Source organism: Novosphingobium sp. THN1 (genome assembly GCF_003454795.1).
Taxonomy (GTDB): domain Bacteria; phylum Pseudomonadota; class Alphaproteobacteria; order Sphingomonadales; family Sphingomonadaceae; genus Novosphingobium.
The window spans coordinates 3,306,166-3,330,209 of sequence record NZ_CP028347.1; the positions used below are offsets into that span (position 1 = coordinate 3,306,166).

General features: G+C 58.4%; 14 protein-coding genes and 3 pseudogenes. 8 read left to right on the plus strand and 9 right to left on the minus strand.

From position 1 onward, the window contains the following. The first annotated feature begins 7 nt into the window (after window positions 1–7). Window positions 8–1,297 (plus strand): aromatic ring-hydroxylating dioxygenase subunit alpha, encoded by a 1,290-nt coding sequence (locus tag C7W88_RS16160; RefSeq protein WP_205525209.1) that lies wholly within the window; start codon window positions 8–10, stop codon window positions 1,295–1,297. Here C7W88_RS16160 and C7W88_RS16165 read toward each other — a convergent pair. After that, entirely contained in the window at window positions 1,291–1,926 is a 636-nt protein-coding gene (locus C7W88_RS16165; RefSeq protein ID WP_346766774.1) for a TetR/AcrR family transcriptional regulator, read from the minus strand. The genes C7W88_RS16160 and C7W88_RS16165 overlap by 7 nt on opposite strands. A 300-nt stretch (window positions 1,927–2,226) precedes the next feature. Between C7W88_RS16165 and purU the strand changes: the two genes are divergently transcribed. After that, on the plus strand, window positions 2,227–3,066 hold the full coding sequence (gene purU, locus C7W88_RS16170) for a formyltetrahydrofolate deformylase (RefSeq protein ID WP_233497657.1): 840 nt from the start codon (window positions 2,227–2,229) through the stop codon (window positions 3,064–3,066). 79 nt (window positions 3,067–3,145) lie between these two features. Here the strand turns inward: purU and C7W88_RS16175 are convergent, their stop codons facing one another. The 7 genes and pseudogenes from C7W88_RS16175 to C7W88_RS16210 form a co-directional block, all read right to left on the minus strand. After that, entirely contained in the window at window positions 3,146–5,875 is a 2,730-nt protein-coding gene (locus C7W88_RS16175; RefSeq protein WP_118074328.1) for a fused MFS/spermidine synthase, read from the minus strand. Between the two features lie 72 nt (window positions 5,876–5,947). Next, window positions 5,948–8,226, minus strand: a pseudogene (locus C7W88_RS16185) (TonB-dependent receptor). Window positions 8,227–8,393: 167 nt separating this feature from the next. After that, on the minus strand, window positions 8,394–11,546 hold the full coding sequence (locus C7W88_RS16190) for a 2Fe-2S iron-sulfur cluster-binding protein (RefSeq protein ID WP_118074331.1): 3,153 nt from the start codon (window positions 11,544–11,546) through the stop codon (window positions 8,394–8,396). After that, window positions 11,543–11,806 (minus strand): sarcosine oxidase subunit delta, encoded by a 264-nt coding sequence (locus C7W88_RS16195; protein WP_054123171.1) that lies wholly within the window; start codon window positions 11,804–11,806, stop codon window positions 11,543–11,545. Before C7W88_RS16195 ends, C7W88_RS16190 begins: the two co-directional genes overlap by 4 nt. Window position 11,807: 1 nt before the next feature. Next, complete coding sequence (locus tag C7W88_RS16200) at window positions 11,808–13,061, minus strand: sarcosine oxidase subunit beta family protein (RefSeq protein WP_118074332.1); 1,254 nt, start codon at window positions 13,059–13,061, stop codon at window positions 11,808–11,810. Next, on the minus strand, window positions 13,058–13,987 hold the full coding sequence (locus tag C7W88_RS16205; RefSeq protein WP_205525210.1) for an NAD(P)/FAD-dependent oxidoreductase: 930 nt from the start codon (window positions 13,985–13,987) through the stop codon (window positions 13,058–13,060). Before C7W88_RS16205 ends, C7W88_RS16200 begins: the two co-directional genes overlap by 4 nt. A 2-nt stretch (window positions 13,988–13,989) precedes the next feature. Then, window positions 13,990–14,649 (minus strand): NAD(P)/FAD-dependent oxidoreductase, encoded by a 660-nt coding sequence (locus C7W88_RS16210; protein WP_162896110.1) that lies wholly within the window; start codon window positions 14,647–14,649, stop codon window positions 13,990–13,992. Between the two features lie 107 nt (window positions 14,650–14,756). Here C7W88_RS16210 and C7W88_RS16215 point away from each other — a divergent pair, with 107 nt between their 5' ends. Both C7W88_RS16215 and C7W88_RS16220 read left to right on the plus strand, forming a co-directional pair. Beyond that, entirely contained in the window at window positions 14,757–15,878 is a 1,122-nt protein-coding gene (locus tag C7W88_RS16215) for an MFS transporter (protein ID WP_162896111.1), read from the plus strand. Window positions 15,879–16,186: 308 nt separating this feature from the next. Beyond that, window positions 16,187–17,383, plus strand: coding sequence for a nitrate/nitrite transporter (locus C7W88_RS16220; protein ID WP_162896112.1), 1,197 nt, complete (start codon window positions 16,187–16,189; stop codon window positions 17,381–17,383). A gap of 56 nt (window positions 17,384–17,439) precedes the next feature. Here the strand turns inward: C7W88_RS16220 and C7W88_RS16225 are convergent, their stop codons facing one another. Continuing rightward, window positions 17,440–18,342 (minus strand): LysR substrate-binding domain-containing protein, encoded by a 903-nt coding sequence (locus C7W88_RS16225; RefSeq protein ID WP_118074336.1) that lies wholly within the window; start codon window positions 18,340–18,342, stop codon window positions 17,440–17,442. A gap of 198 nt (window positions 18,343–18,540) precedes the next feature. On the opposite strand from C7W88_RS16225, the gene C7W88_RS16230 reads away from it, so the two are divergent. The 4 genes and pseudogenes from C7W88_RS16230 (at window position 18,541) to C7W88_RS16245 (ending at window position 24,044) form a co-directional block, all read left to right on the plus strand. Next, entirely contained in the window at window positions 18,541–19,896 is a 1,356-nt protein-coding gene (locus C7W88_RS16230; protein WP_118074337.1) for a hydrolase, read from the plus strand. A gap of 313 nt (window positions 19,897–20,209) precedes the next feature. Beyond that, on the plus strand, window positions 20,210–21,328 hold the full coding sequence (locus tag C7W88_RS16235) for an aspartate aminotransferase family protein (protein WP_240344723.1): 1,119 nt from the start codon (window positions 20,210–20,212) through the stop codon (window positions 21,326–21,328). Continuing rightward, window positions 21,325–22,766, plus strand: a pseudogene (gene astD, locus C7W88_RS16240) (succinylglutamate-semialdehyde dehydrogenase). Before C7W88_RS16235 ends, astD begins: the two are co-directional and overlap by 4 nt. Beyond that, window positions 22,756–24,044, plus strand: a pseudogene (locus C7W88_RS16245) (N-succinylarginine dihydrolase). Before astD ends, C7W88_RS16245 begins: the two co-directional pseudogenes overlap by 11 nt.

The window sequence follows — 24,044 nt, forward strand, 5'->3', positions numbered from 1 at the left end:
TGACCGCTTGAATCTCATCAATCCCTCCCTTTTTGACCTCAGCATTTTAACGGCATCGAATCAAAACCATACAGAACTGTATTGTATTGAAGACCCATTGGCAATATGGAAAGGAGCCCATTCGGATTCGCGAGAGGTCATGATGAGTCAGTTTGTATCTTCAGCCATGAAGGCGTCTTTGCCATTCCGGTGTTACACAGAACCAGCGTTCTTCGAGCGGGAGCGCAGCGCACTCTTTAGCCGGGAATGGGTATGTGTAGCGCGTTGCGAAGACGTACCAGAACCCGGCAACGCTATCGTAGTGCCGGTCCTTGGAGAGAGCGTGATTGTCGGGCGTCTCGAAGACGGCAGCCTGCGCGCCCACCAGAATATCTGCCGTCACCGCGGATCAAAACTTTGTGGTGATGATTCGAAATGGGGGGTTACCCTCAACGGGGGAATTGACCGGGGCTTCATTCGCTGCCCCTATCACCAATGGACCTACGGTTTCGACGGCGCGCTGATCAATGCACCTCACCTGACTAAATCGGACGATTTCAATGTGAAAGATTTCAGCCTGATCCCGGTTGGTATCGCAACCTGGGGCGGGTTCATCTTCTTGAAACTGCGCCCAGAGCTTGGGGAAGAGATACCCAGGGCACTTGGGGTTGCTGATATTGGTCTCGCTCCGAAACGGCTCGCAAATTACCCGCTGGACCGACTACAGACCGCGCATACCATCAAATATGAGGTCGCCGCGAACTGGAAGGTCATCGCCGAAAACTACAATGAATGTTATCACTGCAGCGGTGTCCATCCGGAACTTTGCGAAATCGTGCCGGTATTCCGCAAGAAGGGTGGTCTCGAACTCGACTGGGAAAATGGTGTACCCCATCGCGAAGGAGCCTGGACCTACACGTTCACCGGCACGACGTCCCGCAAGCCGTTCGCAGGGCTCGACGAATTCGAGTTGGTTCGGCACAAGGGCGAACTCGTCTATCCGAACATGATGCTCTCAATGAGCGCAGAACACGGTGCCGCCTTCATCCTCTGGCCTATCTCAGCCGAAAAGACGATTGTCGAATGCCGCTTTCTCTTCGATCCGGAGGAGATTTCCCAACCCAATTTCAACGGTTCCGACGCGATCGACTTCTGGGACATCACGAACCGCCAGGATTGGGCAGTCTGCGAACGCGTCCAGCAGGGTATGAGCATGGGAGCGCTCGAACATGGCTGGTATGCACCAATGGAAGACGACAGCCTCGACATCCGCAAATACCTTGCTGACAGGTTGGGGGCTGGAGCCATAAGTCAGTAGAGCAGTACCTTGTCGTAGAGCGCTCCAAGGCGCTTGCGCTCGGCGCTGCTTTCGCGGATGCCGAGGGTGTAGTAGCCTACCTGATGATAATAGATGATGCGACCGCGGACCTCCGCTTCGTCGCCCGTGAAGCCATAAGATTTGAACATCTCCGCAAAGGCAGCAACTCTAATGTCGTCGATGCGGTGCACAGCTTCCGCAACGTCGGGATCGGTTCGTGCCCAGTCACGGATTGCCGAATCAAATGCCGGGTCGAATTCGGTTTCGTCGATCCACAAGCGGCCGACAGTCGCATCAAAATCCTCGCGATCGCCGCGTGCGCCGGCCGCCTTGATCGCCGCCAGCATTGGTTCGGTGTTACTTGCTTCCCACAAATGCAGCAGTGCATCGAGCAGCGCGTCGCGATCTTCAAAATGCCAGTAAAAGCTGCCGCGAGTTACGTTCATGCGCTTTGCAAGCAAATCGACTTTTACGCCGTCAATACCGCTTTCGACCAGCATAGTTTTCGCTGCATTGATCCAGTCTTCGCGACTTAAGCGCGACGAGGTCCGGTTTGAACTGGACGTTGGGGGCTTTGTCCGCCGACGCAATGTACCGGCGCTTCCTTCGCTGCTCACCGCACCTCCCACCAGTCCGTACCCCGCTCAAAATTACGAACGATCAAACAACAGCATGCCAAATTCGCATAAAGCGAGGCATCCTGATGTCCCCACCTCATAACAGAACGGCAAGAATGGGGACCTTGACCACCTCAATCCCACCAAATTTGCGCAACGCCAGGATCTACGAGTCGCCAGTTGGCCCGCGCGTTGGCAATAGGCTCCGCAGGAGCAGAGTTCAACGCTTGCGATTTCCATACACTGCTGTATGGTCATTGAATGACCTGAGGCTGCTGTGGAAATGGCTTCGTAATCCATATGACAAACAAAATGTTCCTTACCATTCGCTGCACTGATCGGCCAGGACTCGTCGCGGCTGTCACAGGCTTTCTTGCCGAATCCAACTTCACAATCGTGGAGTCGCACCAGCATCAGGATGCCGACGACTTCTTCATGCGGATCGTATTCAAGCCGGTGTCAGCAGCGATACCCTCGCTGCCTGAGGTTGAATCCTCTTTCGCACCCATTGCATCACGGTTCGATATGACAGCGACCTTCACCGATGCCTCAAGGAAGCCAAGAATCCTGCTGATGGTTTCGCGCTTCGGGCATTGCCTGCATGATCTGCTCTACCGCTGGCGCGCTGGCCAACTGCCAGTGGAGATCCGAGCTGTTGTTTCGAACCACGAGGACATGCGCTCATTCACCGAGTGGAACGGCATCCCGTATCATCACCTGCCCGTCACTCCGCAGACCAAGCCAGAGCAGGAACGGGCTCTTCTCAAACTGGTAAAAGAGAATCACATCGATCTGGTTGTTCTGGCTCGGTACATGCAGATCTTGTCACCAGATCTTTGCGCATTGCTCGCTGGGCGGTGCATCAACATTCATCACAGTTTTCTTCCAAGCTTCAAAGGTGCCAAGCCCTATCACCAGGCCCATGCCCGGGGTGTGAAGCTCATCGGTGCGACGGCTCACTACGTTACAACCGATCTCGATGAAGGCCCGATCATCGAGCAGGACACGCGGCGCGTAAGTCATTCTCGTACCGCCGAGGAACTCACGCTTATTGGTCAGGAAGTCGAGGCATCAGTCCTCTCGCGTGCCGTCCGCTGGCATGTCGAGCAGCGTGTCATACTGAACGGATCCCGAACGATTGTGTTTGATTGAACGGAATGAGCCCAGCAGGTTGACGACCTGTTGCGGGCTGTCCAATGCCACGTTTGTCAAGCCCCGCGTCACAGTTTCCTTATCTTTGCGCAACGCCGTCAAGTGCGGCAATGGCGCGCTGGCGGATCGGTGACGACTCCAGCCTCCCAAGGGCGGCCTTTAACGCCTCCGAACGGCGCGCTTCGAGAGTTCCACCCCTCGACTGGCTCGCTACAACGGCAAAGGCGAGCGCAGTTTCCACCAGCATCGCATGATCGCCGATCACTTGCGCAAGAGTCGCGCGCTGGATCAGCAGATCGGTGGTTGCCTCGACGCGCAGCGCGGCATCAACGATAGTCAGCGTTTCTTGGGCCATGGCTGCACGCTGCCGGGGATCGACGGAAGCAATCCGTTCAAGGCGCCAGGCCGAGCGTAGCTGATTTGCGGCTGCATACCCCGGTTCAACAGGTGTCACGGACGCAAGTTGCCGATCCATCCCCGCCAGCGCCGCATAATCACCAGCTGCGCCTTTCGCTCTGGCCAGCGCCACCAGCCCACTCTCCGTCACCGGCGTGAATGGCAGCAGGCCTGCCTGCGCCAGCCGCAGGCGGGAATAGTCGCTACCGGCCCGCACGCCCGCAGGCCTTTGGGTAAAGGCATCGAGTCCCGTCCGGGTCAGGATTCCCCGCCCCGGCCCTGTTTCAAAAGCCATTGAATTCCTGTCGTCGCTGATCGGAAAGGCCCCTGCAATAGCCCGTCGCACTGCTCCCTCATCAAGGAGGAGCGACCAGGCGAAATCGTCCGCATCCAGGATGCCCGCTCGATCGAGCAGCCGGACATCGGCCGGCCCTACTACAGCAAGCCCGCTCTCTGGCAATATGGGAGCATCCGAAGCCATGACGATCAAGTTGAACGGAACCGGTTCGTATACCCGGACATTGGGGAACTCAAATGCAAGCGTTGCGAGGAAAGATCGGAGTAACCGTGGATCAACAAAGGACGCGTTCATCCATTGGACAAACACTCCATGATCGGCGAGGCGCGCCTTGGCGAGCGCAACAAACTGTCGCGTGTATAGATTCGAGGAACCCGCCGTCCAAGGATGCGACGGCTGTGACACAATGATGTCGTAGCGTTTGCCAGTGCGCAGCATTGCGTTACGTGCATCATTGTGGACGATCTTGACCCGGGCGTCAGATAGCGGATCCACCGCACGCTGCGACGCAATCCTGCGATTGGCATCGATGATACGTTCTTCGATTTCGACAACATCTATGGCGCTGATCCACGAAGGGACCGTTTCCAGGCTGACGCCTCCGCCAAGACCGATCACCATCATTGATCTGGCCTGCGGTCGTGCGAGCGATGGAAGAATAGTCAGCCAGTGTTGATCATTCAGGGCTGGTGGCGTACCCGCCCGCGGCACCAGTGCTTCCGGCAGCCCATCGCTTCGAATAAGTACACCGTCATCACGGTCGCGCACTTCGACTGTTGCAACGCGCCCCACATTGAGCGAAACCAGATCACCGGATGTGTCTCTGTCTACGACACCGGCCTTGAGCAGCGAGTAGGGTTCCGGCACTCCAATTACGAGCCCGCCGATACTCGCAAGCGCGCCTGCTGCGAATGCATAAGTTTGTTTTGATATGTGAGAAACGGCCGCAGCAGCTAAGAAAAGTAGCGTTACTGCAACAAGCAGCGTTCCGCCGAAGCCGTACGATTCCAGCAGATAATGGCCAGCCAACATAGCGCCTGCTACCGCCCCCGCAGTATTTGAGGCATAGACCACAGCCGCGCTTTTCGCAGGGTCTCCGCCTGCCGCCTCGACGAAGCGCGGATAGGCCATGCCGAAGGCAATGGCTCCCGGAAACAGAGCCAGAACCGCGGATTTCTCAGCAGCTCCCGTAATAAGGATTGCGAGATAGCCCAGCGAGGACAAGATTGCGCCGAACGTGAGCGCCATGGCTGCACTTCCCGGCTTCCGCGCAGCATAGAGTCCACCGAGCGCAAGTCCCGTCAGCCATAGGCCCAGCATGAACGCAAAGCCTTGAGTCGTCCCCCCAAAGGGAATTGCCAGCAGCCTTGTCCAGAATACCTCAAGTGCGAAAGTAGCGACCCCGGACAGAAACGCCGCAACCAGCACCCGTTGAACAGGCGAAGCAGCAGTTCCCGCATCGTGCTTCTTTTCGGGGCCGTTGGAGCGCAGGTGGCGCCAAGCCAAGACAGCGGCCACAATATTGGCCGCTGCGGCCAACTGGCTGGCCACAGTCAGTCCCAAAGACGGTAGCAGTAGGAAGCCTGCCAGCATCGCTCCTGCCGCTGCGCCGAACGTATTCAGCGCATAGAGGCCAGCGACATCGTCCACACCGCAGCGCACCGCGCGCACCAGAATTGGCAGCGTGGCTCCCATGGCGATGGTCGGTGGTGCAAAGGCCGCTGCAACGATCGTAAGATAGACCCAGAACTGGGCCCAACCTGCATCAGGCGGCAAATGCGCTCCGCTCGACAACAGTCCGATCAGCAGCGTCTGCAACAGAGGAAATAGCAGAGGAACGGCGATGGCCCAGACCGCAATGAACAGCTCTAGAAACGCGTAGCGTCTGCCTGCATCGACGCCAGAATTGAGCCAGCGCGCGGCCATCCAACCGCCCAGCGCAAGACCGCCAAGAAAGCTGGCCAGCATGATCGCGACGGCGCTTTGTGCCGTTCCAATCGCCATCGCCATCTTGTGGGTCCAGACGATCTGGTAAACCAGCGCTGCCATGCCAGACAACGCCATGCAGATAGCGGCGACGATGTGCTTCGGATCTCTCTTTCTTGCGTTGCTCATTCCAGCCCCGACAGCCCTTGAACTGGCAGAGCCGGCCAATCAATACCAGCCCGGCTCTGCATGTTCGCCGGATCAGAACCGGTAGCGCGCTTGAATTGTAAAGGTGCGCGGCGGTTCGGTGAATGCGGCAATGGAGTTGAATCCGCCCGGGATCGTGTTCTTGAACGCTGCCGTACGATTGTCTGTCAGATTGCGAACCGCCAGCGACAAATCCCAGCCACTCTCGCTTGAAAGGCCGACCCTCGCGTTAAGTTTGGCAAATTTCTCCTGGAAGGAGTTCGGATTGATGTCGGTCAAGGTCGCGAACCGGCTCGTGAAATAGAGGTCGCTACCTGCCCGAAGCGTCAACCCGCTCCCGATCTCCTGTGACCAGTCCGCAGCAATGCTTCCCGACCACTTTGGTGCATATGGGGTTGTAATACCCGACAGATTTTGCGTGTTGTTTGCAGGATTGCAGCCAAGAGCAGCTGTTTGGCCTGCGAAGCACTGCGCGGTGGCAAAGTTCTCGTATGTTGCGTCGAGATAAGTGATATTGGCCGAAAGTCTGAAGTTCCTTGCCACCGCAAACTGGAGTTCCGCTTCTACACCCTGTGTGCGCGCGGATGCCGCATTTGTTGTCTGGAAGTTAGAGGTAGCGGGATCGAAGGAAGAAACCTGTAGGTCCTTGTAATCACTTCGGAATGCAGTGAGATTGAGCAAAACTCGTCGGTCGAAGAAACGGCTTTTCAAACCGATCTCATAGGCGTTTGCATTCTCGGGGTTAAATGGTCCACCATCCGTGCCCGAAAACCCCCCGACTTGAAACCCTTCTTGAAGCTGGAATAGATCATCACATCTTGCGCCGGACGATACTCGAGCGTGATGGCCGGCTGGAGCTTCTCATCCTTTCGGCTCGCGGTGAGGATTGGTAGGGGAGTGCAGCCCGCATAGGGAGTAGATTCACACCCGGAAAATGCGAGATCCTTCTTGACTTCTTCGTAACGCAGTCCGCCACGGATCGTCACCGGACCGAAGGCATAGCTCGCCTCCCCGAACAGCGCCCATGATGAGGCATCTTCGACGCTGTCCTGAACGCTACCGATAATACGAGCGTTTACAAATGCCGGAGTCCGGTTGGTCGACCCTGCCGGAGGCGGGACCACGAGCGGCAGTAGATTACGCGCATCGTTGTCCGAGGTGCTGATAACATCGTTGTTGTTCTTGTCGACATAAGCTCCGAGGAACCATTTGAACGCACCATCCTTGGGCGAAACCAGGCGGAGTTCCTGACTGAATTGATCATAGCGTTCGGTGAATGTCGCTGTGGAATAATTGGCAACACCTTGATCGGTATCGATAAACTGGTAGTTTTTGTACTTGTAGTAGCCCGTCACGGAGCTCAGCGTCACTCCATCACCAAATTCATAGTCCAGCAAAAGTGTGCCGCCGCCCGAGCGCAAGCGATTATAGAATGAACCACCATTATCGTCAGTATAGAGGTCTGGCCGCGCTATTTCTGCAGCAGACGGGATCAGTCCACTCGAGGCTTTGAAGCGATCGAACAGACAAGGCTCACGAACTGCGTCGGAAATGTCACGCCGGAAATTGGGCTGACATATGACCGACTGGTTATTGCGTCCTCGGTCGTCATTATTCCCAAAGTAGCCGATGGCCGTCATCGTGAGCCTGTCTGCCAATTTTCCTGTGATCGTTATACGACCCAGAAGATCTTCAATCTCGGGTTCCTTGCGACCGGTTATCGTGTTTGTGAGATAACCTTCAGACTTTCGGTATCGCAAGGCGACACGGGTGGACCAGTCCAGCCCAAGAGGGATGTCGACTGCACCAAATGCCGCCTTTTCATTGGTGACCGGTTCATAGCTGAACTCAATCTCACCACCAAATTTATCACCAGGCCGGCGGGTGGCTACGTTAATGGCGCCCGCAATTGCATTCTTGCCCAGAAACGTTGGTTGTGGACCCTTCAAAAATTCGATTCGATCAATGTCAAGGAAGCCAAGGCGTTGGGTGCGGGCCCGACCATAATAGATGCCATCGATGTACATGGGCGCAGATTGTTCGAAGCCCAAATTCTGCCCCGAACCGATTCCGCGAACGGTGATGGTATCAGCCATACCGCCTCGCGACACGCGAAGCCCTGGAACTTGCACATCCTCGAAATTCTGCACTGCGCCGCTTCGAAGAAGGTCACCTGTGACAGCCTGTACCGAGATTGGCACGTCCTGCAGGCGCTCAGGCCGCTTGGTCGCCGTAACGACGATCTCTCCGATTGCCGGCTGTTCGTCACTTGTTTCAGTGGACTGTGCGAGCGCAGGCGACGCGAGCGGTAGCGCGAGCATAGTTGCAGCCATTAGCCGGCCGAAGGAATTGATTCTCCCCAGTGTGTCTGTCACGATCCGCCCCCATGGTATACCGATCAAGAGAAAATATTCGCTTTGACGTCCCTTGTCAACTGCGAAATCCCTCTTTGGTATACCTTGGCATCGAAGAGGCTTGTGCACTACCCAAAAGCGCAGCCTTATTGCCGCTTATGAGTTAGATCCTGCCAACATGGTGCGCCGCGATATGACCGGGGTATTAAAATGGTCACCAAGCCCCTCTGACAAAACGCCATGACATCGACTTGACCGATCTGCATTGGCCGCGCTTCATCCCCCCGCAGCAACACAGCAGAATGCGTCGCCAGCTGCACGCTATCGACATTGTGAACAGCAACAAAGCTGTCGGATACATCGGTGATGATTGCGGGTGCCCCGGCAAGCTGCGCCCTCATCCCAGAAACACGACCGGCCATTTCAGATGCAGAGCCCAGCAGTAACCAGTCGCACCGACTGGCGCGCAGCCCTAGACAGGTGGACGTGTCGCCATGCAACTCGCCGAAATCAGGCAACCGGATGTTGAAGCAGCACTCTAACGGGCTTTTCAACTCTGGATGGCGAGCCAGATCAACCGACAAACGAATAATTGAGAGATCAAATGTCAAGGCGACCTCCCTCGCGGTCATAGGCGACCGTCTCTGAAATCCTGGCCTGCCAACTCCTCCCCAGCGAGACGATCTCGACGATTTCACCAAGGCGCCGCTGCCCTGCTCGACCAATCCCAAGGCAACGCCCCGTCCCAGCACGGGGCTGAACTGGCTGCTCGTAACGAATCCTCCGCTCTGCCCACTGGGAGCCCGCACATGACCACCTACCGGCAATATCCCGCCGCAAAGCGAGGTCAGGCCCACCAGTTGCTTACGATATGGCGATAAGGATGAGCGACGCGTCAGCGCTCGCCGCCCAAGGAAATCGCTCTGCTTTTTGGCGATGGCTCCGCCAAAACCGATATCACCGGGCTGGGTCTCGCTGTCGGTATCAGTTCCAACATGAATGTAGCCCTTTTCGATACGCAAGATTTCGAGTGCCTCTATCCCATAGGGCACCAATCCATAGGGCTTGCCAGCCGCCATCAGCGCATCGCCCATCTGCACCGCCTGCCCCGCTGGCACCTGGATCTCGTAGCTCAACTCACCAGAAAAGCTCACGCGCTGAATACGTACTTCCGATCCGTCGAGTTGTCCCTCTCGGACGGACAAGTGTGGAAAACGCTCACTTGAGAGATCAAAACTGGGCTGCAATGCCTCGAGCACATTTCGTGCGTTCGGGCCCGCAACAGTCCAGACAGCATATTGCTCAGTCACGTCTTGAACGACAACATCCATCGGCCATTCGCATTGAAGCAGATCCTCCAGCAGGCGGACCATCCGGTCAGCGAAGGCACTGGACGGGCTGAGCAGGAAACTCCCGTCTTGGAGACGAGCATAGACCCCGTCATCCAGGATCGTACCGTTCTCGTTGAGGACAAGCCCGTACCGGATCCGCCCGGGCTTGAGCGTCGAGGGGGTGCCAACATAGACCCGGTCGAGGAACGCTGCAGCTTCGGGGCCGGCCACGAGAATTTTGCCAAGCGGCGAACCGTCGAGAAGACCAACGCCACTTCGGACCGCTGCGGCTTCACGCTCAGCTGCCGCCTGGATGTCTTCCCCGCCAACCGGATATGCCGCCGGCCTTTCCCATCCAATATCCTCGAACACAGCACCTTCGCGTACATGCCATTCGTGTGCGGGCAGATACCGACGAGGTCGGAAGCGTTCACCGCGTAGATCAGCACCGATCAGACCAAAGGCTGTAGGAACGAAGGGCGGACGAACCTTGCTTGCGGACAGCGTTCCGGGTTCCGCGCCGATGGTCTCCGCGAGGATCATGGCGCCGGGGACCGAGCTCAGCTTTCCCTGGTCGACGCCCATTCCCAACACAGTGTAGCGCTTGAGATGCTCAACGCTTCGATAGTTTTCGCGGGCCGCCAGCTTGATGTCTGCCACGGTCACATCGGTCTGAAAATCGACGAACATGGTCTTTTCATCCCCGCCGTGGACAGTCCAGATGGGCTCCGCCTCAATCGGTTCGGGGCCTGCCCATTCGACATTGGCGACCAACCCATCCGGCTGGAAACTCTGGCTGCGCTCGTTGAACTTCGTCTGACCGCCAGCCATGGTCCACAGTTGGGAAGCAGGGTTCCAGCCTCCCGAGACCCCGACAAAGTCGCACGCGAGACGACTCAGGCCATCCGGCTTCTCTATGGTGACGCCGGTGACGCGTCCGCGCCCATGGGCCGACCGGACTAATGACGAAAAGAATAGATCGATTCCGTGCGCACGGGCGCGATCGGCAAGTTCGGGCAGCACCTGCGGCCTTGCATCGACAATGGCGCGCACCCCTACACCACACTGCGCAGCTTCAATAGCGGACCGCCAGCCCAGATCGTTGTTGACGAAGAAAATGCCGGATCGACCCGGCGCCACCGCATAATCCGCGACATATCTGCCGATCGCACCGGCGAGCATGATGCCGGGCAAGTCGTTGTTCGCAAATGCGATGCCGCGCTCTTGCTTGCCCGTCGCGAGAATGATCTGCTCGGCCCGGATGCGGTGGAGTACCCGACCTTCCGATGCGGCCAGCACAAAACCATGATCCCAGACTCCAAGAGCTGCAGTCTTTTCAAAGGTCCGAACACCTTCAAGGCTTGGAAGACCCTGATCCAGATCGACAAGCAATACCGATTTGCCGTCTCGCGCTGCCTGTGCCGCAGCGGCCAACCCCCTTCTGCCTCCACCTATCACTAGCAGATCACATTCCACATGACGCGCTTCGTAGCGCTGCGGATCGGGCACGACCGGCACCTTGCCAAGTCCGGCGGCGCGCCGAATCAGCCATTCGAACCAGTGCCAGTCCGGCCACATGAATGTCTTGTAGTAGAATCCGGCAGAGAACAGTCCGCGGAGACGATCATTCACGCCAGCAATGTCCCAGGTCAGTGAAGGCCAGGCATTGATGCTCTGGGCAACCAGCCCTTCCTCCAGAGCGATCATGGTGGCCTGCACGTTGGGAATGGAGGATAGGCCGTGCTCAAGTTGAACCAGTGCGTTGGTTTCCTCGCAGCCGACTCCCATAATACCGCGTGGTCGATGGAGCTTGAAGCTCCGTCCGACAAGCTGCACGCCGTTGGCGAGCAAGGCCGACGCCAGTGTATCGCCCGCAAGGCCTGCATAGCGCTTGCCATTGAACGAAAAGTCGATGGACTGGCCGCGATCGATCCTGCCGCCGCCATGGGAAAGTCGGTAACCGGTCACGGCCGCGCAACTCCCATTACGTAAACCGCTACGACCTCGTGTGTTTCAGTATGCCGGATCAGATTGAACCAGACCCCGCAACCGTGCACATGGACCCATCGCTCGGCATGCTCGCCCTTGGGGTTGGCGCGCAGGAAGAGATACTCCTCCCAAGCCTGGTCGTCGCAGTCCAGCTCTGGTCGGTCGATATGGGCTTCGCCGCCATAGGCAAATTCGCGCTCGTCGCGCAGGCCACAGTTCGGGCAGGCAATCCGCATCATGTCAGTGTTCAATCCCGGCTGCCGCAGCTTCGTCGATGAGCGCGCCATCCCTGAAACGCTGGAGTCCGAAGGCGGTGGTTAGCGGATGGGGCTCATCCTTCGCGATCAAGTGCGCAAAAGCCTCACCGCCGGCCGGGATCGCCTTGAACCCGCCTCCGCCCCAGCCGACGTTCAGATAAATCCCCGGTACCGGACTGCGGTCAATGATCGGCGAGCTATCGGCCGTGTAGTCGACGATTCCAGCCCATTGGCGCAGGAGGCGCAGACTACTGAAGGTCGGAACAAGCTGGACGATGCCGGCAAGCACTTTTTCCATTGTCGCTGCGCTTCCGCGCTGGGCAAAGGACGGATAGGGATCGATGCCGCCACCGCACACAATGCCGCCCTTGTCCGACTGGCTGCAATAGCTTCCGATCACGGCTGAACCGATCACGGTGTGCAAGACGGGCTTGACCGGTTCGGAGACAAAGGCTTGGAGCCCATAGCTGGCGACAGGCAATCGGAAACCGGCCATCTGCGCGACCACTGACGAATGACCGGCCGTGGCGATCCCCACCTTGGTCGCACCAATGAAGCCTTTACTTGTTTCGACGCCCTGCACACCGCCGCTGATGTCCCGGCGGAACCCGGTGACTTCGGTATTCTGAAGGATGTCGACACCCAGGGCATCGGCTGCCCGTGCATAGCCCCAGGCTACCGCGTCATGCCGGACAGTCCCTCCTCGTTTCTGGCGCATGGCCCCGTAAATGGGAAACCTTGCATTAGGATCGCCATTCAGGACAGGACAGAATTTGAGCACTTCCTCCCGTCCGAGCAGTTCGGCATCGATCCCGTTCAACTGCATCGCGTTCACAATTCGGCGCTGAAAATCGACCTCGTGCCGGCTGTGCGCGAGATTAAGGATTCCGCGGGCGGAATACATGATGTTGAAATTGAGCTCCTGCGAAAGGCTGGCATAGAGACGGAGCGAATGGTCGTAGAAGTCGGCACTTTCCTTGTAGAAATAGTCCGAGCGCACGATGGTCGTGTTGCGGCCGGTGTTACCGCCGCCGAGCCACCCCTTATCAATCACAGCAATGCGTCCAGGCCTGTAGTGCTTGGCCAGATGGTAGGCGGTCGCAAGGCCGTGGCCGCCAGCTCCGATGATAATCACATCGTAGCTGCTCGCCGGTTCGGGGGAGCGCCAAACCGGATCCCAATCCGTATTGCCACCAAGCCAGTTCCTGAGAAGCGCGAACGCCGAATATCGGCTCATCGGCGCAAATCCTTCAGAATGACTTGTGCTGAATTCCGGCCAGGAGCTCCCGTCACGCCCCCACCGGGGTGCGTGCCCGCGCCGCACAGATACAAACCGGCCACAGGCGTGCGGTAGCCCGACCAATCGGGGTGCGGGCGCATGAAGAACAACTGGGCGAGATTGAGATCCCCGTGGAAGATGTTGCCTTCGGTCAGTCCGTAGGTGCGCTCCAAATCCAGCGGTGTGATGACTTTACGTGCGACGATGCTGCCAGGGACGTTGGGCGCGACCCGGCCAATCTGTTGCACCACCTGATCGCCGAGCGCTTCACGTCGCGAGTCCCAGTCCCCCTCTCGCAGCCGAAAAGGAACATACTGGACAAAGCAAGTGAGCATGGTGCGGTCCGACGGGCAGAGCGTGGGATCGACCAAACTTGGAACCACGCAATCGACCCACAGCTCGTCTGCCACTTCGCCGAACTTTGAGGCATCATAGCAGCGCTGCATAGCCTCCATGCTGCCCATGACCGAAAAGACCGCGCGTTCCGCCGGAGTGGCGTCGAGCGACATGCCCCTGATCGAAGGTGGCTCGCTCAGGACCATGTTCACCTTGGCCGAAGGACCGGCCATTTTGATGGCGGCGATGTCCGATCGAAATGTCGGGTCGAGATGTTCCGCGTCGACCAACCCAAGGAACGTTCGCTTTGGGTCCGCATTCGACACGACCGCCTTGGCGTGAAACACTCGGCCATCGACCAGCTCGACGCCGGATGCCCGCCCGCCCTTTACGTAGATCCGCGCAACCTCTGCATTCGTGATGATTTCGGCGCCAAAGCCCCGGGCAGCGTTGGCCAGCGCATCGCTGACTGATCCCATCCCCCCGATAACATGGCCGCTGAAGCCCTGGATGCTATTATCACCACCGCCCAACAGGTGGAACAACAAGCCTAGGGTCGAGCCCGGATCATATGGCCCCCATGCTTGCCGTAAACGTTGTTGGCCAGAAAGAGCCGGTGCGTCTCCTCGCTTTCGAAGTGTCGCTCGAGAAATTCGGCGAGGGAGCCGGTCAGAAACCGCGTCATCGATGCAATTTCATCTCGCGAGATTCCCCAGAATTGGCGGGCCATTGATGCCAATTCCCCGAGCCGGTCGACCAAGCTCCCGCTCAGAGCCGGCGGAGGCTTGAGAAAGAACGGCTGCAGGTAGCGAGCGAGCGCCTTGAGTTGATGCTCGACCGCTACGAAGTTGTCGGCATCCTTCCGACTGTAGGTCCGAAGGCTTGCCGCAGTCCGCAACGGATCGGACCAAAGCGTCACGAGGCCCTCATCGGATGTCGGCACATTAAGCGCCGGGTCGCATGCGACCATTTTCAGCCCATGATCAGCGAGCCCCAGTTCCTTGACCACGGCGGGGGTAAGCATGCTGGCGATATACGAGCAAAATGACACACGGCACCCCGGCATCACTTCCTCGGTCACGGCAGCCCCGCCCACAATTTGGCGACGCTCGAGGACCAGAACTCTTGCACCCGAACGGGCAAGATATGCGGCCGCAGTCAGACCGTTGTGACCACCGCCTACCACAATTGCATCGAAAAAATCGGTCACGTGACTCGCCTGCCCTCTGGACTCTTGAAACAACCTCTCTACCATACACTAGTGTTTGGAGTTCGGAAGGTCAAAATTTGCTTGGACGCTTCGCCTCGATTTCGGGAATGCTTGCGGGATCGCTGATTGCCGAGATTGGCGGTTATACGATGCCTTTTGTGGTTGGCGGCATAGTCAAGGCCTACGCGATTCCTGAAGGTTGGATCGGCTTCATCATTGCGGGGCAGATCGCCTGTGCATCGCTGGTATCGATTGGACTGGCGCCCTACCTGTTGCGTCTTGACCGAAGAAAGCTAGCTTTCGCAGGTGCGTTGCTGGTTTTGGCTGGCTATGCTGGCTCAGCATTGAGCCATGGCGCGGAGTTCCTCGTTGTGTCACGCTTGATAGGCGGGATCGGTGAGGGGCTGCTCTATGCTGCAATTGCCGCAACCGCTGCGGAAACCCCCAATGCGGATAGAACGTTTGCTCTCATATGGGCCGCCGTCGTGGGATTGGCAGTAATGCTCTTTGTGACTTTGCCACTCTTGCCTGACTGGGCTGGTCCGCGCGGAATCTTCGTAGCCTTGGGCATTGTTGTGTTGGCCCTCGTCCCATTGCTCCGAAACATCCCTCCACGAGCCCAGGTGGTCGACACGACGGCGAAGCAACATCTTGCCACTATCGACGCCCGCGCGGTTACGCTGGGCCTTGTCGCTGCACTCCTCGCGATTTTGGCAAACGGATATTACTACTTCATTGAAGGTATCGCCCAATCTATCGGTGTGACCGAAGCTCAAGCCGGCTATGCAATGGCTATCTCTGCTACTTGCTCTCTAGCCGGACCTGCCTTGGCGCATCGGCTTGGCACCCGGTTCGGAAGGACACCACCGTTGGTCCTTGGGTACCTGATAACCGGCTTAGGCGCCTATGCGGTTACCCATTCGGGCGACCAGACGATGCTTACAATTGCCATGTGCGTGTCCGGCACTGCCTATGTCTTCACTCTGCCATATCTTCTCGGCCTTGCTGCCGCCTCGGGTGGAGCGCCGCTCGCCGCGGTTGCGCGTGGAGGTCAGGGAATCGGAAGCGCATCAGCACCCGCGATTTCAGGGCTGATCCTGCTGAACGGAGGAACGTATCAGCAAATCGGAGCCTTGGCGCTTGGCTGTGCTGTATTGGCTCTGCTCCCCCTACTTCTCTTCAGCAGGTCAATTGCCTCCAATTCCATTGCAGCTGGAGGCGACAGATAAGCCCAGGCTTTTTGGCTAAGCCGATCCATCAATCTGCAACAGGCTTCGGGCCGACTGTGTCGGCAAATCCGAGAGTGAGACGGAATTGCAGAACATGTCCGAAGGAACTGGGCGCAGGGTCCCTGACGGAATGGCGGAAGGCATTGCGGCAATGCGTATTTTGAGAATCAGAAGAACTTGCTGTCGGCTTACCAAAGTGATTTCACCAAGTGCACTCGGACACGAGGACATCGCGAAACGCTCCCGTTCTGAACACTCTGCTTACTGACATGCAAGATACGGGGGCAGGCTTGCGCAGGTCAATCACAATGCTGGTATTGGGCAGCGCAGGTACCACGCTGTTTCTGTTCCCGTTTCTGCATGAAATCTATTACGATCCCCTGCGTCTCGCTCTCGGCCAAACGAATGTGCAGATCGGCAGTCTTTCGTCGGCATATGGCCTGGCATCACTAATCGGCTACGTCCCGGGAGGCTGGCTTGCTGACAGGTTCAAGCCTCGCACTCTGCTTCCGATCGGGTTGATCGGAACCGGCATAGGTGGAGCGTTTTTCGCTTCGTTTCCGTCCTATCCATTCACCCTTCTCCTCTACGTGCTTTGGGGCGCCATGACCGTTGTGTGCTGGAGCACAATGATCCGCGCAACACGCGAATGGGCGGTCGCCGGGAGCCAGGGCCGCGCCTTTGGCCTGCTCGAAAGTGTCCGCGGCGTTACAGAAGGCGCTATTGGAGCGGCCGGAGTCGCGGTGTTTGCTTGGGCGGGAAGCACAAGCGGCGCGCTCGGCACGGTCATCATCGGCTTTGCCGTTTTGAACATCGCACTTGGGATCATCGCGTTTTTCACGCTCGACCGCGCAGCACCGAGCGGCGCGAAATTGCAGGCAGCATCTTACAGCGGATGGCGGGAATTGCTCCCAAATCCAGACCTATGGCTGATCTCGCTGATCGTCTTGAGCAGCTACACTGCCTACACGGCGCTCTATTATTTCACGCCCTATAGTTCGAGCATGCTGGAACTGTCGGTTGCGGCGGCAAGTGCCATTGCGGTTGGGAAGATTTGGCTCAAGCCAGTTGCAGCCATGGCGGCCGGCTTTGCAGCCGACCGTTGGGGAGTTTGGCAGACGGTGGTGTTCGCCTTCGCCATCCTCGTTGCAAGCATGATGACCTTTGCGATATCTCCGGGAACCGCAAAAAATGCCCCCATCATGATCGCAAACCTTGCATGCGCATCGCTGGCTGTCTTCGCGATCCGAGGGGTCTATTTCGCGCTGATCGAGGAGTGCCGGATTCCCGAATCGAGCACTGGCTCAGCAACCGGTCTGATTTCGTTGGTCGGCTTTACGCCCGACATCTTCGTGCCCCCAGTTGCAGGTTTTCTCCTGGACAGTTTCCCAGGCGAGAGCGGCTACCGGATGCTCTTTGGAATCGTCGCATTGGCATGCGCGATGGGCTTGGCGACAACCGCTATGATCGGTCGGCGAGTTCGCTCGCGTACCCAGCAGGCGTAGCATGCGATGGGAAACCACACATAATGGGTATAGGCTTCAGGAGCGGCGGACCGACACTAGGCCTGATGACCGCTGGCCTCTCCGCAAATGAAATCCCGGACCTGTCTGACGGCCTGCTTCTCCAGATTTTCCTTGGGGTAGACCAAGTAGTAGCTGCGGTCCTCGCCCAACGGGACGTCGAAAGGAACAACCAGACTGCCAGATTGAAGCTCGGCCTCGATCAAGAAAGTTGGCAACAAGGCCGCGCCGGCTCCCGCAGCAACAGCCTGGGCTAACATCAAAAAGTGGGCCACACTGGTGGTGCTGGGAGGCTCCTCGTAAGGGACGGAAACAATTTCGAACCAGCGCTTCCAAGCATCCTTACGTCGCGACTGGACGAGCAGAGGGATGTTTCGGAGGTCACTCGGCGAGCGGATTGCGCGATCACGGACGAGCGCTGGAGCCACCACAGGTACGACACGTTCGCTGAAAAGGAGGTCATGTTGGGCATTCGGCCAGTCTGCTTGCCCGACATGGACAGCCAGATCGAAAGGCTCGACAGCAAAGTCGAATTCTTCAGATCGCGCGGAGATGTTTACCGTGAGGTCAGGGTGGAGAGCAGATAGCCGGCTCCAGCGCGGCGCGAGCCAACGCATGCCAAAACTGGGCAAGGTTGCAATTTCGACGATCCGCCCCCCAGGCGTGCTCATCAACTTGCCCGTTGCCCGTGCGATACGCCGGAGGGCAGGTTCGATTTCGCCCAGATAGGTCGTTCCCGCAGCATTCAGCACAACATTGCGTCCAACCCTGTCGAACAACTCACAACCGACCCAGCCCTCGAGCGAGGCAATCTGCCGGCTTACCGCGCCCTGTGTGAGGCCAGTTTCCCTTGCCGCTTGAGAAATCGTGCCGTGCCTCGCGGCAACAACGAACCCCAGTAGCATGGATAGAGGTGGAAGATGCTTGCGAGTCGATTCCATTCACAAACCTCATATATCAGCGAAACGAAGTCGCTTGTGTTCTGGCTCCTGATTGCCGATCTCAATCAAAGGTTCAATCGCGGATCCATAGCCCTTGATTTGACATCCATGCTTGGGCCTGAAGTGCGACTCACTGAGCGGCGTTACCTGACTAATCATGTGGGGGCCGCATAAGGGAGGAAAAGCATTGCGGGCGCCATGTTGCAACAAAGCCGCCCCATAAAGGCAAAGGCAAGTTGGAGATTGATTGTGGAGCAATGGCCATCCTGCACTCGACGGTTCCAGATCAGCGATGCCGATCAAGCAGTCCTGGATGCCGTCGCGAAGACAGGGCCGAACTTGGTTGCTCGTGCGATCGAGTGGTCGGAGATAAACAGCGGGAGTTCCAACCTGCTGGGGCTGGCCACAATGGCTGATTGCCTATTCGAAGTCCTAAGTGCCTTTGATGGTGATCTTGAAGCCATTTCGCTTGACGAAGCACTGCAGATAAACACGCGAGGCGAGGCTTGCGCTACACCGGCAGGGCAATCCCTCCTACTCCGATTGCGCCCCGAAGCACCCGTTCAGGTCGCGTTGACCGGACATTACGACACGGTCTTTCCCGCTGACAGTCCGTTTCAGGCAGTTCGACCGCTTGCCGATGGCAGCATCAACGGCCCCGGAATCGCCGACATGAAAGGCGGCATCAGTGTCATGCTGGGTGCGCTCGCCGCATTCGAGCGCCACCCGCTAGCTTCGCAGCTGGGCTTCCAGGTGCTTCTGTCCCCTGACGAAGAGACGGGCTCGATGGGCTCAGCCGCCTTGCTAGCCGAACTTGGTCGGAACTGCCACATAGGGCTTACCTACGAGCCTACACTTGTCGATGGTTCGCTCGTATCAGCACGAAAGGGGTCGGGGAATTACCACATCGCAATTTTTGGGCGGGCCGCGCACGCCGGTCGTGATTTCGCCAGCGGTCGAAACGCGCTGGTCGCAGCTGCGCGTATCGCTACGAAGCTCGCAGATCTCAACGGAGTCCGGGACGGCGTCACCATCAATGTAGGTCGCATCGATGGGGGTGGTGCGCTGAATTCGGTTCCTGACCGTGCCGTGCTGCGACTCGACGTGCGAGTCCCTGACCAAGCGGGTGCGATCTGGATCGACGAGCAGGTGCGCATTGCGACCGCCACAATGGAAGGAGGCGGCATATCCGTCCAGGTCCATGGCGGGGTACATCGTCCGGCGAAGCCATTCTTCAACGCCCAACAGGTCCTGTTTGGCCAGGTTCGCGAGTTGGGCGCACTACTTGACCTGTCAATCGGCTGGAAGCCATCCGGTGGCGTCTGCGAAGGCAACAATCTGCTTGCGCAGGGGCTCCCGGGAATCGACACACTAGGCGTTCGGGGTGGCGACATTCATAGTGAACAGGAGTTCGCCTGGCCTGAAAGTTTCGCAGAGCAGGCCCGGCTTTCAGCCCTGATACTCTGCAAGCTCGCAAGCGCCGAGATCGATGCGCTCGCATTGCGGGCGCAACTGATCGCCGAGCAGGAAAATGACAGATTGTCAGCCGACTGACTGAAGGACTGCACCTTCTCGTCGTGCGCCAAGGCAGGATAATGCCGCTGATGACCTGCTTGCTCACCGAGCCGCGGCAGTATCACAACGTCAGCAGGTGTACCAGCTCCGAAAGACGGCCCAAACATTCCTTCTGGTAATTAATGCTAGCCTCTTTTTCGCTATTATCCGGCGAATGTTGGCATATTCTCATTACCTCAACTCGGTAAGGGGCTGCGAATATGATCTCTTCGGTGATGCCGGTCTATGCACCCGCGCCTATTGCACCCGTAAGGGGTTTCGGAAGCTGGTTGTTCGATGAGAATGGTTTAGAATGGCTCGACTGCATCGGGGGGTCGCCGTCAACGCCTTGGGTCATTGCCATCCTGCACTTGTGGATGCATTGCAACGCCAGTCGGAACGCCTTTGGCATGTTGGCAACGGCTTGCAAATTCCCGGACAATCCCAGCTGGCAGAGCGCCTGATCGCCGCCACATTTGCAGATACGGCCTTTTTCGCCAACACTGGTACCGAGGCGATCGAATGCGCGATCAAGACTGCGCGCCGCCATTTTTCGGTCAAGGGCAATCATGAACGCGTCGACATCGTCGGCTTCCAAGGTTCGTTTCACGGCCGCACTTTCGCCGCGTTGAACGCTGCCGGCAATGCGGCCTATCTCGACGGCTTCGGCCCGCCAATGCAGGGCTTTTGTCATGCCGCCTTCGACGAAGTCGCTGCCTGGGAGAAACTGGTAGCATCGCCCAGCACAGCGGCCGTGATCGTCGAACCCGTGCAGGGCGAAGGAGGCGCGCGAGCGCTCGATCCCAAGAAGTTGCGACACCTTCGCCGAGTCTGCTCGCGCAATGGCGTACTGCTTATCTTTGACGAAGTGCAGTGTGGAATGGGGCGCACCGGTCGTCTTTTTGCTCATCAGTGGATCAAGGACTGCGAGCCAGACATCATGGCTATTGCCAAGGCCCTTGGCGCAGGCTTTCCAGTCTCTGCCTGCCTCGCAACTGCGCAGGCCGCGATCGGTATGACTATTGGATCACATGGTTCGACATTTGGCGGTAATCCGCTTGCGATGGCCGTCGCGATCGCGGCCTTCGATGAGATAAGCAACGCAGAAACTCTCGATACCGTGAACCAGCGCGCTAAAGAATTCCGTGCCGGCCTTGAATCCATAACCGCTCGCTATCCGCACATAGTGCGCGAGATCCGTGGGCTCGGCCTCCTGATTGGTGTGCAGCTAGCAGTCGTCAATCGGGAGTTCATCAATCTTGCGCGCCAACAGAGACTCTTGATCACGGGTGGCGGAGACAATGTCGTGCGCCTCTTGCCGGCTCTCACCATTTCAGCACAGGAAGTGCGCGAGGTCCTCATTCGGTTCGAGCAGACCTGTGAGAAGGCAAGCGAACTACTTGCTGTTGACGCATTGCAGGTCGCAGTATGACTAATTTCCGATCAGTGTGCCCGGCGACGGGAGAAACAGTTTGGGAAGGAAGGTCGGCGGGCCCGAAGGAAGTCGCTCTGGCCGTCGAACGTGCGAGGCGATCCTTCGATGGCTGGTCCGCTACGCCACTTTTCGAGCGAATTCGGCTCGTCGAGCGATACCGGCAGATGATATCGGATCACGCAGAACGGCTCGCTGCGGCAATCGGCCGTGAGACCGGAAAGCCTTTGTGGGAAGGCCGCCAAGAAGTCGCATCCATGGCCAACAAGGTCGCGATTTCGATCCAGTCCCAAAGCGAGCGCGCTGGCGAGTCCGAGCGGGAGGCCGCATTCGGCCGGTCGGTGCTGCGCCACAGGCCGTATGGTGTAATGGCCGTCTACGGCCCATACAACTTTCCTGGCCATCTTCCCAACGGGCACTTCGTTCCGGCGCTCCTTGCGGGAAACACAATCGTCTTCAAGCCGTCGGAGGAAGCGCCCCTCGTTGGCGAAATCATTGATGGTCTGTTGCAAGAGGCTGGCCTGCCGGATGGTGTTTTCAACATTGTGCAGGGCGGGCGCGACACCGGCATCGCCCTCGCCGAATCCCGGATCGATGGCCTACTCTTTACTGGTTCGGCCGCTACCGGCGCACACCTTCGGCGCCAGTTCGTTGATCGTCCAGAAGTCATTCTTGCGCTCGAGCTCGGCGGCAACAATCCCCTGATCGCTTGGGACGGGATGCCGGACGCGGCAGCCTCAATCGTCGTGAGCTCCGCTTTCATCTCGGCCGGGCAACGCTGCTCGTGTGCGCGTCGCCTCATTATCCCGAAGGGTAGCGTCGGTGACGCAACGCTTGCAGCTGTCGTCGACTACGCGCAGCGTTTGTCGATCGGCAGCTGGGACGAAGCTCCGGAGCCAGCAATGGGACCGCTGGTATCCGCTCACGCTGCCGATCGCGTGCGCGCCGCCTATGATGCGCTGGTGGCATCCGGGGCGCGCGTGGTTTTGCCCTTGCTATCCCCGCCGGATCGTTCGGGTGCATTTCTGACTCCCGCAATCGTCGACGTAACGGACATGGAAGTCCCTGACCGGGAAATCTTCGGCCCACTTCTCCAGGTCATGCGAGTGCCTGACTTCGACACCGCTATCCGCGTCGCCAACAATACCGCCTTCGGACTGGCGGGGGGCTGATCTCTTCAGATCAATCCTTGTGGGATTGCTATGCGCTTCGCGCACGCGTCGGTGTGTGCAACTGGAACAGGCCCACGACCGGCGCCGCCGCGACGATGCCGTTCGGCGGGCTGGGTGCCTCGGGCAATCACCGGCCAAGCGCCTTTTACGCGGCTGATTATTGCGCCTATCCGGTCGCCAGCTTCGAAGCAGAAGCAGTGATCGACCAAACCAGCGACATTCGCGGCCTGCGATCAGCCCGAAGGGATCATTCCAATGGTGCGTGAAGTCAATTTTGACGGTCTGGTCGGCCCGAGCCACAATTATGCGGGCCTCTCGTTCGGAAATGTCGCCTCTGCGCGGAATGCCGGCGTGGTCTCAAGCCCTCGAAAAGCGGCCATCCAGGGGATTGGCAAGATGCGGCGAATGCTCGGGCTTGGCCTAACACAAGGCCTGCTGCTGCCGCATGACCGCCCTTTCGCTCCGTGGCTACGAGATCTTGGTTTCGCAGGCAGCGACGATGACGTCTACTCCGCCGCCTGGGCAAGCGATCCGGCATTGCTGACGAGTGTGTTCTCCGCATCCCCGATGTGGACCGCTAATGCAGCGACCGTCTCGCCCGCCCCGACACGCGCGACGGGCGTTGCCACCTGACAGTCGCAAACCTTTCGTCGATGCTCCATCGCAGCATCGAGGCACAACAGACTGTGCGACAACTTCGGCTGGCATTTCCCGATAAGCGTCTGTTCGCCGTGCATGACCCGCTCCCCGCAAGACTAACAGACGAAGGAGCCGCCAATGCAATGCGGCTAACAGCCAGTCATGGCGAACACGGCCTCGAGATCTTCGTTTACGGTGTTTCAAGCGGCAGGTACCCCGCCCGGCAGAATCGGATCGCGGGGGAAGCCGTGGCTCGGCGCCATGGCCTGAGCGCCGAGGGGCAACTCCACGTCCAACAAAGTGCTGCGGCGATAGAAGCCGGTGCCTTCCACAATGACGTGGTGGCGGTCGCGAACGAGAATGTCTTGTTGACACACCAACAGGCCTTCGAGGATCGCGACCAAGTCCTCGAAACCATCCGCATGCGAGTACCTTCGGTCCAGATTATCGAGGCGCCTTCGGATCGAGTATCACTTGCAGATGCGGTGGGTTCCTATCTGTTCAACTCGCAACTGGTCACACTGCCTTGCGGCGGAATGGCCCTGGTCGTACCGGGCGAATGCCGAGAGAACTCTGCTGTGTGGAAATGGTTGAACGATAGCGTGGTGGGCCAAGGCGTCATCACACGATTGGAAATCGTCGAGGTTCGCGAATCCATGCGTAATGGAGGAGGCCCTGCTTGTTTGCGCCTACGGGTTGCCATGAGCGAGGGCGCGCTGGCAGCCGTCGACAAGAGGTTCCTCGTTGACGAAAGGATCTGTGACAGGCTCGAGAGAACCATAGAAGAACATTGGCCGGAGAGAATTGCCGAGTCCGACCTGGCGGACGCCGAACTCTGGGCAGAATGCCGTGCTGCACGCGGAGCACTGATGAAAATGCTCGGCTTTGGAATTGGGGAACTCTGA

Bases quoted from the DNA above. Each gene is read 5' to 3' on its own strand.
- C7W88_RS16215 (WP_162896111.1), top strand. From the start codon at position 14,757: ATGCTTGCGGGATCGCTGATTGCCGAGATTGGCGGTTATACGATGCCT.
- C7W88_RS16230 (WP_118074337.1), top strand. From the start codon at position 18,541: ATGTTGCAACAAAGCCGCCCCATAAAGGCAAAGGCAAGTTGGAGATTG.
- C7W88_RS16220 (WP_162896112.1), top strand. From the start codon at position 16,187: ATGCTGGTATTGGGCAGCGCAGGTACCACGCTGTTTCTGTTCCCGTTT.
- C7W88_RS16235 (WP_240344723.1), top strand. From the start codon at position 20,210: ATGGCTCGACTGCATCGGGGGGTCGCCGTCAACGCCTTGGGTCATTGC.
- purU (WP_233497657.1), top strand. From the start codon at position 2,227: ATGTTCCTTACCATTCGCTGCACTGATCGGCCAGGACTCGTCGCGGCT.
- C7W88_RS16225 (WP_118074336.1), bottom strand. From the start codon at position 18,342: ATGGAATCGACTCGCAAGCATCTTCCACCTCTATCCATGCTACTGGGG.
- C7W88_RS16175 (WP_118074328.1), bottom strand. From the start codon at position 5,875: ATGAGCAACGCAAGAAAGAGAGATCCGAAGCACATCGTCGCCGCTATC.
- C7W88_RS16195 (WP_054123171.1), bottom strand. From the start codon at position 11,806: ATGATGCGGATTGCCTGCCCGAACTGTGGCCTGCGCGACGAGCGCGAA.
- C7W88_RS16200 (WP_118074332.1), bottom strand. From the start codon at position 13,061: ATGAGCCGATATTCGGCGTTCGCGCTTCTCAGGAACTGGCTTGGTGGC.